Source organism: Mesorhizobium sp. WSM1293 (genome assembly GCF_000513875.1).
GTDB classification, from domain to species: domain Bacteria; phylum Pseudomonadota; class Alphaproteobacteria; order Rhizobiales; family Rhizobiaceae; genus Mesorhizobium; species Mesorhizobium ciceri.
In genome coordinates, this window is the sequence record NZ_KI911319.1 from 115,806 (window position 1) to 128,971 (window position 13,166).

Genomic DNA, 13,166 nt, shown 5'->3' on the forward strand with positions numbered 1-13,166 from the left:
CTGTTTCACCATCAAAGACAAACAACCGGACGAAGCGAACATGAAGAATTTGTGGAATGACGAAGCCGCCGAAAAACTCGTCGCAGACTACGCGAAAAAGGGTGTCGGCCGCGATCTGGCGCTGCGCGTCTACACGACCCGGCTGCTCGGCGGCGAACCACGGCTGGTCCTGCATGGCGGCGGCAACACCTCTTGCAAGACGACGGCAACCGACCTTGTCGGCGACCAGTGGGACGTGCTGTGCGTCAAGGGCAGCGGCTGGGACATGGGCGTCATCGAGCCGCAAGGCCTGCCGGCGGTCAAGCTCAAGCCGCTGCTCAAGGCGCGCGCGCTGAACAGGCTGGCCGACGAGGACATGGTTGCCCTGCAACGCGTCAACCTCATCGATCCGTCCTCGCCCAACCCGTCGGTCGAGACGTTGCTGCATGCCTTCCTGCCGCACAAATTCGTCGACCACACGCACTCGACCGCCATTCTCGCCATCGTCGACCAGGAGGACTCCAAGCCGCTGGTGAAGACGGTTTTCGGCAGCAAGATGGGTTACGTGCCTTACATCATGCCCGGCTTCGACCTCGCCAAGGCGGCTGCCGACATCTTCGACGCCGATCCTGACGTCGAGGGCCTGATCCTCGACAAGCATGGCATCTTCACCTTCGGCGACGATGCGAAGCAGGCCTACGACCGGATGATCCATTATGTGAACGTCGCCGAGGACTATATTGCCGCAAGCGGCAAGCCGAAGGCGGCAAAGGCAGCCTTGCCGGCAAAGCTCGCGACGCCGGCGTCGATCGCGCCGATGCTGCGCGGCGCGGTGGCGGTAGCGCGCGGCGAAGGCCGCTTCGACCGAATGGTCAGCGATTTCCGCACTTCGCCGGCAATTGTCGATTTCATCAATTCAGCCGAGATCGCCGATTATGCCGGGCGCGGCGTCTCGACGCCCGATCTGTCGATCCGCATCAAGACCGGGCCGATGGCGCTGCCGGCGCCCGACGCGGACAAGGCCGGCGACTACAAGGCGGTGATCAAGAGCCATGTCGACGCGTTCGCCAAGGATTATCGCGCCTATTTCGAAACCAATGATGCGCTCGACGACGTCAAGCGCACCATGCTTGACCAGATGCCGCGGCTGACGCTGGTGCCCGGCCTCGGCATGTTCGGCCACGGCCGCACCCTGAAGGACGCGAAGATCGCGTCGGATGTCGGTGAGATGTGGATCGAGGCAGTGCGTGGCGCCGAGGCCGTCGGCCGGTTCCATCCGCTTTCCAAGGCCGACCTGTTCCCGCTCGAATACTGGTCGCTGGAACAGGCCAAGCTCGCCTCCAACAAGCCGAAGCCGCTGACCGGCCAGGTGGTGCTGATCACCGGCGGTGCCGGCGCGATCGGTGCAGCGACGGCAAAGCTGTTCGCCGACAATGGCGCCCATGCCGTCGTCGTCGATCTCGACGCCGAAAAAGCCGCCGATGCAGCGAAGAAAGCCGGCAACAATTCGATCGGCGTCGCCGCAGACATCACCGACCCGGCACAGGTGCGTGCCGCCTTCGACAAAGCGGTCGCCGTGTTCGGCGGTGTCGACATCCTGGTTTCCAATGCCGGCGCCGCCTGGGAAGGCCGCATCGGCGAGCTCGACGATGCACTTTTGCGCAAGAGTTTCGAGCTCAATTTCTTCGCCCACCAATCGGTGGCGCAGAATGCCGTGCGCATCATGCTCGAGCAGGGCACCGGCGGCGTGCTTCTGTTCAACACCTCCAAGCAGGCCGTCAACCCCGGCCCGAAGTTCGGCGCCTATGGCGTGCCGAAGGCGGCGACGCTGTTCCTGTCCAGGCAGTACGCGCTCGACTATGGCGCGCATGGCATCCGCTCGAACGCCGTCAACGCCGACCGTATCCGCTCGGGCCTTTTGACCGACGCCATGATTGCCAGCCGCTCAGGCGCGCGCGGCGTGTCGGAGAAGGACTACATGTCCGGCAATCTGCTCGGCCAGGAAGTGACGGCGCAGGACGTGGCGCAGGCCTTCCTGCATCACGCGCTGGCCGACCGCACCACCGCCGACGTGACGACCGTCGACGGCGGCAATATCGCGGCAGCGATGCGGTAGGGAAAACCGGCCGAGACTGACGCAAAACAGGCGAAGGTATTCGGGATCTGCAGCTACAGCAGTTCTCGGATGCCTTCCCACGCCATTCTGCCCAACCGTGATTCGGCCTCGTCATTGCCGCCATGTGCATGCAATGTCGAGCGTGGTGTGTTCTCGCCAGGCAAGAGAATGCGATGCCCCGCATCCGGCGATGACACGAGACGTGTGATCTTGCCTGCTTCGCTGCGCCGCCGAACAATTTCTGTCGCGAACCATAGGGAGGGCCACAGCGCATCGTCGCCGCCTGCGACCAGCAGGATCTCGGCCGATGCGGTCTCAACGGGAATGGTCGCCGCAGCCGCTTCCTGCCTGAAGGTTTTCAAGCAATGTTCGAAGAGTCCCCTGTAGGATACCAAGCCATCCACGTATTCTGGTGTCCAGTTTGGATCCGTCGGCACAAACGGCAGGGGGATTCCGTCGAGCGACCATGAGGATCGTTCAGGCCAACTGACGCCATCCGGGCCAGCACCAATATTTCCCCAAATCACCGATGACGGGCTGATGGCGACCACAGCGTCGATGCGCGGGTCATGGACCGCCGCAAGCAGTGAGGCCTCGGCACCCTTGGATGTGCCGACATAGACGATGCGGTGGCATCCTGTTTCAAGGAGACAATCGGTTGCCGTGAAGAAGGTTTCGAGGGGAATTTCGCATATTCCGGGAGGCTGGCCCTCACCGCCGAACCATTGCAGGGCCAAAGCCGACGAGCCCTCGTTTGCAAAGAGCCGTGCGCGCCCAACATCGACGCGGCCACTCGACCCACCCAACACCACGACACCCGTGGTGGCCTGCGGGCGTCGAAACAAGGTTCCGGCGACGGCGCCGGACAGGTTCTCCTCGATTGCCGCCTGAGCTTCCATATACGCACCGAACCTTGGGCCGGAGCCTGGCGCCGGCTGCAGATATTCGGCAAAAAGGCCGCCTGCAGCAAGCGGCTGCAGGCGGCCTTCGATTGCGAAAGTTACTTGGCGTTCGGGTTCGGCATCCAGGCCGGCATCGCGACATCGGCGTGGGCGAACTGCGGCAGCTTGGCCGACAGGTCCTCCATGTTCTTGATGTCCTTGTCGATGAGGTCCTTCTGGGTGATCAGTGTCGGCGGCACGACGACGTTGTGGCCCGGATCTTCACCGGCCAGCAGCTGCGCCAGCGCACGCACCGAGACCTGGCCGACGACGGCCGGGTTGGTCGCGGCGGTCGCGGCCCAGGCGCTGTCGGGCTCGCGCATCGCAGCGATGTCCGAGGTCGAAATGTCGGCCGAATAGATCTTGATGCCCTTGTTCAAGCCCGCTTCGTCGACAGCGATCTTCACGCCCTTGGCGAATTCGTCATAGGGAGCGAACATCACCTTGATGTCGGGATGCGCCGTCAGCACCGAACGCGCCTGGTTGGCGACGGAGTTGGCGATCGGATTGTCGAGCGTGCCGAACATCGCGACTTCCTTGATGCCGGCATATTTCTTCTTGACGTCAACCCAGGTCTCGTTGCGGCGGTCGAGCGGCGCGATGCCGGCGACATAGACATAGCCGGCATTCCAGCTTTCGCCATTGTCCTTGACCGCCTGCTCGAGCGCGAGGCGGGCCAGGTCGCGATCGGACTGTTCGATCTGCGGGATCTTGGGGTTTTCGACATTGACGTCGAAGGCCACAACCTTGATGCCGGCGTCGACCGCACGCTGCGCGGCGTCCTTCATCGATTCGGTCAGGCCGTGCTGGATGATGATACCCTGCACGCCGAGCGCGATGGCCTGATCGACCATGTCGGACTGAAGAGCCGCATCCTGGCGGCTGTCGAGGACGCGCAGGTCGATGCCGAGCGCCTTCGACTGCGCCTCGACGCCCGAGAGATAGGCCTGGAAGAAGTCGCCGGTCGAGAGATAGCGCACCAGCGCGATCTTGACGCCGGGCTTGTCGAAGGGCGCCGGCTTGTCCGCGGCAAAAGCCGGGACCTGCATCAGCATGGTTGCGCCGGCCAATCCGAGCGCCACCTTCCCCAGAAGTCTTCTTGTAATGCTCACTTTGTTTTCCTCCACTCTTGTTGAACTCGAAAATCCTGTTCCGGTCGAAAGCTATCTCCTGCCCCTGCCCGAAAGCGCAAAGGTGAAGACAAGGGCGACGACCAGAACCACGCCCTTGATGAAATCCTGCGTGTAGTAAGGCGCGTTCATCATCGTCAGGCCTTGCAGCAAGATGCCGACGAACAGCGCGCCGATGGCTGTGCCGAACGCATTCGGCTTGGCGGCACCCAGCACCGCGTAGCCGATCAGCGCCGCGGCAACCGCATCGAGCAGCAGATTATTACCCGAGGCGATGTCGCCGCGTCCAAGCCGGGCAGCGAGCAAAATGCCGCCGATCGAGGCAAAAACACCTGAAATGACGTAAGCCCAGATCTTGTATGCCTTGACAGGCGCACCGGCGAGTTCGGCGGCGCGCTCATTGCTGCCGACGGCATACATCATGCGGCCGAAACGTGTGTATTCGAGGAAGAACCAGATCAGCACGGCGAGCACGAGCAGCACCACCACCGACACTGGAATGAGGTTCGGGATGAAGAAGTCGAAGCGGTGGCGGCCGAGCGCCAGGAAGGCATCGGAGAATTTGCCGTTGGCGACCGAACCGTCCGGCATGGTCATGCCGGTGGCGATCGAGCGGCCTTCGGTTGGAATGCGCTGCAGGCCGACGAGCAGGAACATCATGCCGAGCGTCGCCAGCAGATCGGGCACACGCATGTAGACGATCAGCCAGCCATTGATCAGGCCGACGATGGCGCCAATGAGCAGGCAGACGACGACCGCGACAAGGGCGTTCTGCTCCAGCACCACCATGACATAGGCGGCCGCCATCATGGCTGAGGTGGCGACCGAGCCGATCGACAGATCAAAACCTCCGACGACCAGCGTGGCGGTGACGCCGAGCGCCAGCACGCCGGTGATGGCGACCGACTGGAAGATGAAAACCGCACTTTGCGGCGAAACGAAACCGTCGGCGGCGGTCGAGAAATAGGCGACGAGCCCGAACAAGAGCACGATGAATCCGTAGCGGATGGCGTGGTCGCGTAATGTCATTCGGCGCTCCCGCGCGCTGCTGCCGTTTTTAGCCAATCCGAACCCATGCTCTCTCCATTCCCATTCCTAACGCCCGTGCTCAGGCGGCACTGTGCAGCGGCCCGCCGGCGACCTCGGCCAACAGGCGGTCGAGATCGACATCGGCATTGCGGTGCTCGCCGACGATGGTCTGTTCCGACATGACCAGGATGCGATCGGCGGTCTCCAGCGCCTCGTCGAGTTCGGTGACGAACAGCAGCGTGGCGCGTCCGTTTGCACTGGCCCTGAGCTTGGCGGCGATGTCGCGCCGGGCGGAAATATCGACGCCCTGAAACGGCTCGTCCAGAATGAACAGTCTCGCATGCTGGGCCATCCAGCGGGCGACCATCACCTTCTGCTGGTTGCCGCCGGAGAGCTCCGACATCTCGTCCTTCTCGGAGCGGCAGACGATGCCCAGCTCCTCGATCTGCCGGCGCGCCGTGGCGCGTTCCAGACGGCGCTTGAGAACAGCGAAACGTGACATGCGCTTGTGAAACGGCAGGCTGATATTTTCCTGGATGTTGAAGCCGCCGACGATGCCGTTCTCGCCGCGGTCCTTGGCAACGAGGAACACGCCGGCGGCGATCGCCTCGCCGGCTGTTTCAGGCGCATAAGGCCTGCCGTTCAGCGTCATTGTGCCGGCCAGCGGCTGGCGCACGCCAAACAGCGTCTCGGCAAGCGCCGTCTTGCCGACGCCGACGAGGCCGGTGATGGCAACGACCTCACCGTCGCCGAGCGTCAGCGAGATCGGCCGCGCGCCTTGTGCGATGCGCAGACCGTCTATCTTGAAGACGGCATTGGCTGAATCCCTGACAACAATCCGGTCGAGATGGATCTTGCGGCCGAGCATGGCGTTGACCGCGCCTTCATAGTCGAGCGGTTTCTTGTCGAAAATGCCTGAGATGATCCCGTCCCGCATCGATACGATGCGGTCGGCCAGCCGCCTTATGTCCGACATACGGTGCGAGATGTAGAGGATGGCCACGCCTTGCTCGCGCAGCCTGTCGATCAGGGCAAACAGCCGATCAGCCTCGGCGCTGGAGAGCGATGAGGTCGGCTCGTCGAGGATCAGCACTTTCGGCTTGTGCGCCAGCGCGCGGGCAATCGCCACCATCTGGCGATCGGCCAGCGAAAGATCACTCACCCGCGCCTTCAAATCGACGGCCAGCCCCATGCGGTCGGCAACCGCCTTGGCCTCTCGCCGCACGCGCATTGGATTGAACAGGGTCGGCGCACCGCTGCCGCTCAGCCGGTCCAGCGTCAGGTTGGTGGCGACGTCGAGATCGGCAACGACACCGTCATTGATGTTCTGGTGCACGGTGACGACGCCGGCGCGGATCGCCTCGGCCGGGGTTTTCGGCGCGAAATCCTGGTCGGCGAGCACCATCGTCCCGCCGCCGCGTTCGTAGACACCAGAGATGATCTTGACGAGGGTGGATTTGCCGGCGCCGTTGGCGCCCATCAGCACGGTCACTTCACCGGCATACAGTTCCAGCGAGACGCCGCCAAGCACCTCGTTATGGCCAAAGGATTTCCTCAGTCCCTCTACGCGGAACACGGCATTGCCGACCATGCGTTCCTCCCTGACATGACGCTATGGGCTGTATCGGCAATTGTCAACACGATTGACAATTGCCAGATCGCTTCCTAGCTTGGCCCGGCCGCCACGCCTCCGTTATGTTGGAAGCGCATATGCGGGAGGATAACGATGACTGAAGAATTGCCGTTCGAAGCCCTGTCGGTCGAAACCCTGGCTGCACGCCTTGGCGGCAACGAGGCGCTGTGCGCGAAGATCGGCAAGGACACCGGCGCCTGGAAGGTCCGCGAGGTCGGCGACGGCAATCTCAACCTGGTGTTCATCGTCGAGGGCGCCAGCGGTGCGGCCGTGGTCAAGCAGGCCCTGCCCTATGTCCGCCTGGTCGGCGACAGCTGGCCGCTGCCGTTGAAGCGCTCCTTCTTCGAATATCACGCGCTGACCAGGCAAGAGGCGCGCGCGCCGGGCTCGGTGCCGGCGATCCATTATTTCGATGAAGGTCAGGCGCTGATCATCATGGAATATCTTGCGCCGCCGCATATCATCCTGCGCCGTGCCCTGATCGACGGCCGCCAACTGCCGAACATCGCCCGGGATATAGGCCTGTTCATGGCCCGCACGCTGTTTCGCGGCTCCGACCTGCATATGGCCGCCAAGGATCGCAAGGCCGATCTGGCGCTGTTCGCCGACAATGCCGAGCTTTGCGACATCACCGAAAACCTGGTGTTCTCCGATCCCTATTTCGATGCCAAGATGAACCGGCACACCTCGCCGCAGCTCGACGGCCTGGTCGCCGAACTGCGCGCCGACCGCGACCTCAAGGTCGAGGCGCAGCGGCTGAAGCACATCTTCGCCGCCAATGCCGAAACGCTGCTGCATGGCGACCTGCATTCCGGTTCGATCATGGTCACCGACACGGAGACCCGGATGATCGACCCGGAGTTCGCCTTCTACGGCCCGATGGCTTTCGACGTCGGCATGCTGCTTGCCAATTTCTGGATGTCCTTCTTCTCGCAACGCGGCCACGAACAGAAGGGCAAGCGCGACGCCATGCGCGCCTATCTGCTCGGTGTGACGGTCGAGACCTGGTCGGTGTTCCGCGCCGAGTTTTCGCATCTATGGCGCAGCGAGCGCACCGGCATGCTCTACCAAAAGAGCCTGTTCGAGGATCAGGGCGACATCCTTGCCTCAGAGCAGGCGCTCGACCATGTGCTGCACCAGATCTGGACCGATCTGCTAGGCTTTGCCGGCGTCGAAGTGCACCGGCGCATCCTCGGTCTCGCTCACAATGCCGATTTCGAGACCATTGCCGACGAGGATCTGCGCGCCAGTTGTGAAGCAAAGGCGCTGAAATTCGGCCGCCACCTCGCCGTCAACCGGCGCCAGATCCACAGCATCGACGAGGTCAACCAACTGGCCGCGCTGATCGAACAGGAGAGCAGCATTTGAACGTCGGCGACCGCCACTATCGCACCATCTGGCTGAGCGACGACGGGCGTTCGGTCGATATCATCGACCAGCGCTGGCTGCCGCATGATTTCCGCATCGAGAGGATCGGCACGGTTGCCGGCATCGCCACCGCCATCCGCGACATGTGGGTGCGCGGCGCGCCGCTGATCGGCGTCACCGCTGCCTATGGCGTCGCCATGCAGATGGCCGACGATGCGTCGGATGCAGCGCTCGACGCGGTGTGGGAGACCCTGCACGAGACGCGGCCGACCGCGATCAATCTGCGCTGGGCGCTGGACGAAATGCGGCGCTTCCTGCGGCCTTTGCCTACCGAACAACGCGCTGCAGCCGCCTATCGGCGGGCCAGTGAGATCGCCGACGAAGATGTCGGCCTCAACCGCGCCATCGGCGAGAACGGTCTCACCATCATCAAGGCGATCGCGGCGCGCAAGCAGAAGCGCGAGCCGGTCAACATCCTGACCCATTGCAACGCCGGCTGGCTGGCGACGGTCGATTACGGCACGGCGACCGCGCCGATCTACCTGGCCACAGAAGCCGGCATTCCGGTCCATGTCTATGTCGACGAGACGCGGCCGCGCAACCAGGGCGCCCAGCTGACCGCCTGGGAGATGGCCGGGCACGGCGTGCCGCACACGCTGATCGTCGACAATGCCGGCGGCCATCTGATGCAGCGCGGCGCAATCGACATGGTCATCGTCGGTACCGACCGCACCACGGCCGACGGCGATGTCTGCAACAAGATCGGCACCTATCTCAAGGCGCTCGCCGCCGCCGACAATGACGTGCCGTTCTATGTCGCATTGCCGTCGCCGACCATCGATTGGACGGTGCATGACGGTCTGGCCGAGATCCCGATCGAGCAACGCTCGGCCGACGAGGTCTCGCTGGTCTGGGGCAAGACCGCCGCCGGCGAGATTGCCCAGGTGCGCATTTCGCCTGAGACGACGCCGGCGGCCAACCCGGCCTTCGACGTGACGCCGGCGCGGCTGGTGACCGGCCTGATCACCGAGCGCGGTGTCGCCAAGGCCTCGCGCGAGGGCCTGAAGCAGATGTTTCCCGAGCGGGCGTAGCCGCTCGCTTCTAGTACAGAGGCTCGGCCATGTGCTTGGGTGTCGGCCAAGTCTCGGTGATACCCGGCTGCACCGGCCGCTCCAGATAGGTCGAGAGCACCACATAGCTGCGCGTCGAGGTGACGCCCGGCGTTTCGTAGAGGCGCGCCAAAAGGCCTTCGAGGGCCCTGGTGTCTTCGGTGCGGACCTTCAGCAGCATGCAGGTGTCGCCGGCGACGGTATGGATTTCCTCCACTTCGGGATATTGCGAGACCGCCATCAGTTCCGGCGTCTTTCCCCAGCCCCTGGTGTCGATATGGACAAAGGCGAGCAAAGGCTTTTTCACCGCCCGGGGATCGATGATGGTGACCGTGTTGCGGATGGCGCCGCTGCGCCGGAGCCGTTTGACCCGCTCATGCGCTGCCGGTGGCGACAAGCCGACGCGATCGCCGAGTTCGGCGTAGCTGATCGTGGCATCATCGACCAGGACACCTAATATTCTTCGGTCTATCGCGTCGAGATCGCGGGCCGCCGGCCTGTTCTGCAGAATGCCATCTGTTTCTTCATCCATGGCGAAATTCCTGGTTCTCCGCTGAATATAATACGGCCATTATGCCGATATGTCGAACATTGATCAACTTGCACCATTGACTGCCCGAGCCCCGATCCCGGCGCTTGCCTATCTGTTGACGGGCTGCATCGCGGTCATCGGCTCGAACTCGCTGGTGCTGGGTCCGATTGCACCGGCTGTCGCCTCGTCGTTCGGAACCAGCGTGCCGGCCGTGATGATTGCGGCGGCCGCGTTCGGCCTCGGCACCTCTGCCAGCGCGCTGTTCCTGGCGCGCTACATCGACCGGCTCGGTGCTCGCAGAATGCTGCAGGGCGCACTGCTGCTGTTGGCACTGGCGCTGGTCGCCAGCGCCGCGGCACCCACGGTGATCATGCTGGTCGCCGCACAGCTGCTGGCCGGCATCGCCGCCGGCGTCGCCATGCCGGCGATCTATGCCAGCGCGGCGGCCATCGCTCCTCCGGGCAGGGAGAGCGGCACGATCGGCGTCGTGCTGACCGGATGGACACTCAGCATGGTTGCCGGCGTTTCGCTTTCGGCCGTGCTTGCCGATCTGGTGCATTGGCGCGCCGTTTTCGCAGCGGTCGCGGTGCTTGCGGCCCTTGCATGGATGGGGCTGACAGCGACGTCGCTCAGCGACACCAGGAAGGCCGGACCGGCGCCCGCCCCGCTGGAAGCGCTCGGCATTCCCGGAATCCTGCCGCTGCTGGTCGCGTGCGCGGCCTTCATGACTTCGTTCTACGGCGTCTATGGCTATCTCGGCGACCATCTTCATGTCGGGCTTGGACAGCCGGTGAGCGCCAATGGCCTGGCGGCGCTTGCCTACGGCATAGGCTTCGGGACGGCTGCTCTGCTCGACGGCATCATCGACAGACTGGGTGCGCGGCGCGTCATGCCGTTTGCCTATCTTCTTGTCGCCGTCGTCTACGTCGCGATGGCGGCGACGAGCGACAGTTTCGGGCTGACCCTGACCATGGTGGCAATCTGGGGACTGGCCAACCATTTCGGCCTGAATGTCCTGGTGATGCGCCTGTCGGCGCTCGATCCGTCGCGGCGCGGCACGATCATGGGGCTGAACAGTGCGGTGACTTACCTCGCGGTCTTTGTCGGCACCACCAGCTTCGGGCCGCTTTATTCCAACTTCGGCTTTGCTGTCTGCGTGATGGTTGCAGCACTGCTCATGCTGATCGCCGCATCGGCGGCGGCGTGGCGCACGCGGTAGTCGAACGGACTTGGCCCAACCTTCTCACGGTTGACAGCAGCGTCCTGCCCTTTCATACAAAGCCGTTAATGTTCTCAGGGCGGGGTGAAAGTCCCCACCGGCGGTAAGGGTTTCTACCCAAGCCCGCGAGCGCTTTCCGGTCCACGCATCAATGCGTGGATTCTTAAGTGCTAGAGCGTCCTTTACGCGTCCAAGGGACGCGTGGCGCTCTAGTGGAAAGGTCAGCAGATCCGGTGTGATTCCGGAGCCGACGGTTACAGTCCGGATGGAAGAGGACGAAACGGAAGCCGGCCCGCTTTTCGCGGGCTTAATCCGTATCGTGCGTCCTGATTCTGGTTCGAAACGGAAGGATGGACCCATGAATCAGCATTCCCATAAAGACTACGAAACGACCCGCATCGCCGTTATCCGCGCGCGCTGGCATGCCGATATCGTCGACCAGTGCGTACTGGCGTTCGAGACGGAACTGGCCTCTCTGGGAGGCGAGCGCTTCACCGTCGACATCTTCGATGTGCCCGGCGCCTATGAGATCCCCCTGCATGCCAAGACCCTGGCCGGGACCGGCCGTTATGCCGCGATCCTCGGCACAGCCTTTGTCGTCAATGGCGGCATCTACCGGCATGAGTTCGTCGCAAGTGCCGTCATCGACGGCATGATGAACGTGCAGCTGTCGACCGGCGTGCCGGTGCTGTCGGCGGTGCTCACCCCGCACAACTACCACGACAGCGCCGAGCACCACCGCTTCTTCTTCGAGCACTTCACCGTCAAGGGCAAGGAAGCGGCGAACGCCTGCGTGCAACTCCTGGCGGCGCGGGACCTGATCGCGGCCTGAGGTCGTCAAACTGGCCGGATTTCAACCCTGCAACAAGAATTGCGATCGATAAGCGCTCCGAAGGTTGCGGTTCCCTTGAAATCCCGCCAGAAGCATCAAGGGCCGACCGGCAAACCGGCCGGCCCGCGACGTTGCGCTTGAAACCAGATACGGGAGACTATTGGGTGGCTCGCATAACACTGAGACAATTGCTCGACCACGCCGCCGAATACGGCTACGGCGTGCCCGCTTTCAACATGAACAACATGGAACAGGGCCTCGCCATCATGGAGGCCGCCGAGGAGACCAAGTCGCCGGTCATCCTGCAGGCTAGCCGCGGCGCGCGCGCCTATGCCAATGACGTGGTGCTGGCCAAGCTGATCGACGCGCTGGTCGAAATCCATCCCGACATTCCGGTCTGCATGCATCTCGACCATGGCAACAACGAAGCCACCTGCGTCACCGCGATCCAGTACGGCTTCACCTCCGTCATGATGGACGGATCGCTGAAGGAAGACGGCAAGACGCCGGCCGACTACGCCTACAATTCCGGCATCACCAAGCGCGTCGTCGACATGGCGCATTGGGGCGGCGTGTCCGTCGAAGGCGAGATCGGCGTGCTCGGCTCGCTCGAGAGCGGCGGCGGCGAGCAGGAAGACGGCCACGGCGTCGAAGGGGCGATCAGCCACGACCAGCTTTTGACCGATCCCGAACAGGCGGTCGAGTTCGTCAAAGACACCCATGTCGATGCGCTGGCGGTTGCCATGGGCACCAGCCATGGCGCCTACAAATTCTCGCGCAAGCCGGACGGCGCGGTGCTGGCCATGAACGTCATCGAGGAGATCCACCGCCGCCTGCCGAACATGCACCTGGTCATGCACGGCTCGTCCTCGGTGCCCGAGGATCTGCAGGAGATCATCAATAAATATGGCGGCCAGATGAAGCCGACCTGGGGCGTGCCGGTCGAGGAGATCCAGCGCGGCATCAAGCACGGCGTGCGCAAGATCAACATCGACACCGACAACCGCATGGCGCTGACCGGCGCCATCCGCAAGGTGCTGACCGAGAACCCGAGCGAGTTCGACCCGCGCAAGTATCTGACACCGGCCATGGCCGCCATGCGCAAGCTCTGCAAGGAGCGCTTCGAACAGTTCGGCACCGCCGGCAACGCGCAGAAGATCAAGCCGCTGCCGGTCGCCGAAATGGCCAAGCGCTACAAGTCGGGCAGTCTGGACCCGAAGTTCGGCTGAGCTGAACGCTGGTATCGAGGGCAGGAGCGCGGCAGCGCCCTGCCCGTTT

General features: G+C 63.5%; 11 protein-coding genes and 1 riboswitch. Of the genes, 6 read left to right on the top strand and 5 right to left on the bottom strand.

Annotated features, from left to right (window positions below):
- Nucleotides 1-40 precede the first annotated feature (40 nt).
- Nucleotides 41-2,095, top strand: coding sequence for a bifunctional aldolase/short-chain dehydrogenase (locus tag M729_RS0130820; RefSeq protein WP_027163848.1), 2,055 nt, complete (start codon nucleotides 41-43; stop codon nucleotides 2,093-2,095).
- A 53-nt stretch (nucleotides 2,096-2,148) separates the two neighbouring features.
- Here the strand turns inward: M729_RS0130820 and M729_RS0130825 are convergent, their stop codons facing one another.
- From M729_RS0130825 to M729_RS0130840, 4 genes are all read right to left on the bottom strand, one after another.
- The gene (locus M729_RS0130825) at nucleotides 2,149-2,994 is read right to left on the bottom strand and encodes an acyl-CoA thioester hydrolase/BAAT C-terminal domain-containing protein (RefSeq protein WP_027163849.1); all 846 of its coding nucleotides are present in this window, start codon (nucleotides 2,992-2,994) and stop codon (nucleotides 2,149-2,151) included.
- A gap of 101 nt (nucleotides 2,995-3,095) precedes the next feature.
- On the bottom strand, nucleotides 3,096-4,148 hold the full coding sequence (locus M729_RS0130830; protein WP_023808755.1) for a substrate-binding domain-containing protein: 1,053 nt from the start codon (nucleotides 4,146-4,148) through the stop codon (nucleotides 3,096-3,098).
- A gap of 51 nt (nucleotides 4,149-4,199) precedes the next feature.
- Entirely contained in the window at nucleotides 4,200-5,195 is a 996-nt protein-coding gene (locus tag M729_RS0130835) for an ABC transporter permease (protein WP_027163850.1), read from the bottom strand.
- Between the two features lie 79 nt (nucleotides 5,196-5,274).
- A complete protein-coding gene (locus M729_RS0130840) occupies nucleotides 5,275-6,786 on the bottom strand; it encodes a sugar ABC transporter ATP-binding protein (protein ID WP_027163851.1) in 1,512 nt (503 codons plus the stop codon).
- 135 nt (nucleotides 6,787-6,921) lie between these two features.
- Here M729_RS0130840 and mtnK point away from each other — a divergent pair, with 135 nt between their 5' ends.
- Together mtnK and mtnA are read left to right on the top strand one after the other, a co-directional pair.
- On the top strand, nucleotides 6,922-8,196 hold the full coding sequence (mtnK, locus tag M729_RS0130845) for an S-methyl-5-thioribose kinase (protein ID WP_027163852.1): 1,275 nt from the start codon (nucleotides 6,922-6,924) through the stop codon (nucleotides 8,194-8,196).
- Nucleotides 8,193-9,287, top strand: a complete 1,095-nt coding sequence (gene mtnA / locus M729_RS0130850; RefSeq protein WP_027163853.1) for an S-methyl-5-thioribose-1-phosphate isomerase — start codon at nucleotides 8,193-8,195, stop codon at nucleotides 9,285-9,287. The genes mtnK and mtnA overlap by 4 nt, the downstream gene beginning before the upstream one ends.
- Before the next feature lie 10 nt (nucleotides 9,288-9,297).
- On the opposite strand, the gene M729_RS0130855 is transcribed toward mtnA, so the two are convergent.
- Nucleotides 9,298-9,837 carry an Lrp/AsnC family transcriptional regulator gene (locus M729_RS0130855; protein ID WP_013532925.1) on the bottom strand — a complete coding sequence of 180 codons (540 nt, stop codon included), beginning with the start codon at nucleotides 9,835-9,837 and terminating at the stop codon, nucleotides 9,298-9,300.
- 49 nt (nucleotides 9,838-9,886) lie between these two features.
- Here M729_RS0130855 and M729_RS0130860 point away from each other — a divergent pair, with 49 nt between their 5' ends.
- The 3 genes from M729_RS0130860 (at nucleotide 9,887) to fba (ending at nucleotide 13,117) form a co-directional block, all read left to right on the top strand.
- Nucleotides 9,887-11,056, top strand: a complete 1,170-nt coding sequence (locus M729_RS0130860) for an MFS transporter (RefSeq protein ID WP_027163854.1) — start codon at nucleotides 9,887-9,889, stop codon at nucleotides 11,054-11,056.
- A 66-nt stretch (nucleotides 11,057-11,122) separates the two neighbouring features.
- Nucleotides 11,123-11,337: riboswitch (FMN riboswitch) on the top strand.
- A 77-nt stretch (nucleotides 11,338-11,414) separates the two neighbouring features.
- Complete coding sequence (locus M729_RS0130865; protein ID WP_027163855.1) at nucleotides 11,415-11,888, top strand: 6,7-dimethyl-8-ribityllumazine synthase; 474 nt, start codon at nucleotides 11,415-11,417, stop codon at nucleotides 11,886-11,888.
- Between the two features lie 164 nt (nucleotides 11,889-12,052).
- A complete protein-coding gene (gene fba / locus M729_RS0130870) occupies nucleotides 12,053-13,117 on the top strand; it encodes a class II fructose-bisphosphate aldolase (protein ID WP_013532928.1) in 1,065 nt (354 codons plus the stop codon).
- The last annotated feature ends 49 nt before the right edge of the window (nucleotides 13,118-13,166 follow it).

Bases quoted from the DNA above. Each gene is read 5' to 3' on its own strand.
- M729_RS0130820 (WP_027163848.1), top strand. From the start codon at position 41: ATGAAGAATTTGTGGAATGACGAAGCCGCCGAAAAACTCGTCGCAGAC.
- M729_RS0130825 (WP_027163849.1), bottom strand. From the start codon at position 2,994: ATGGAAGCTCAGGCGGCAATCGAGGAGAACCTGTCCGGCGCCGTCGCC.
- M729_RS0130835 (WP_027163850.1), bottom strand. From the start codon at position 5,195: ATGACATTACGCGACCACGCCATCCGCTACGGATTCATCGTGCTCTTG.
- M729_RS0130840 (WP_027163851.1), bottom strand. From the start codon at position 6,786: ATGGTCGGCAATGCCGTGTTCCGCGTAGAGGGACTGAGGAAATCCTTT.
- mtnK (WP_027163852.1), top strand. From the start codon at position 6,922: ATGACTGAAGAATTGCCGTTCGAAGCCCTGTCGGTCGAAACCCTGGCT.
- M729_RS0130855 (WP_013532925.1), bottom strand. From the start codon at position 9,837: ATGGATGAAGAAACAGATGGCATTCTGCAGAACAGGCCGGCGGCCCGC.
- M729_RS0130860 (WP_027163854.1), top strand. From the start codon at position 9,887: ATGTCGAACATTGATCAACTTGCACCATTGACTGCCCGAGCCCCGATC.
- M729_RS0130865 (WP_027163855.1), top strand. From the start codon at position 11,415: ATGAATCAGCATTCCCATAAAGACTACGAAACGACCCGCATCGCCGTT.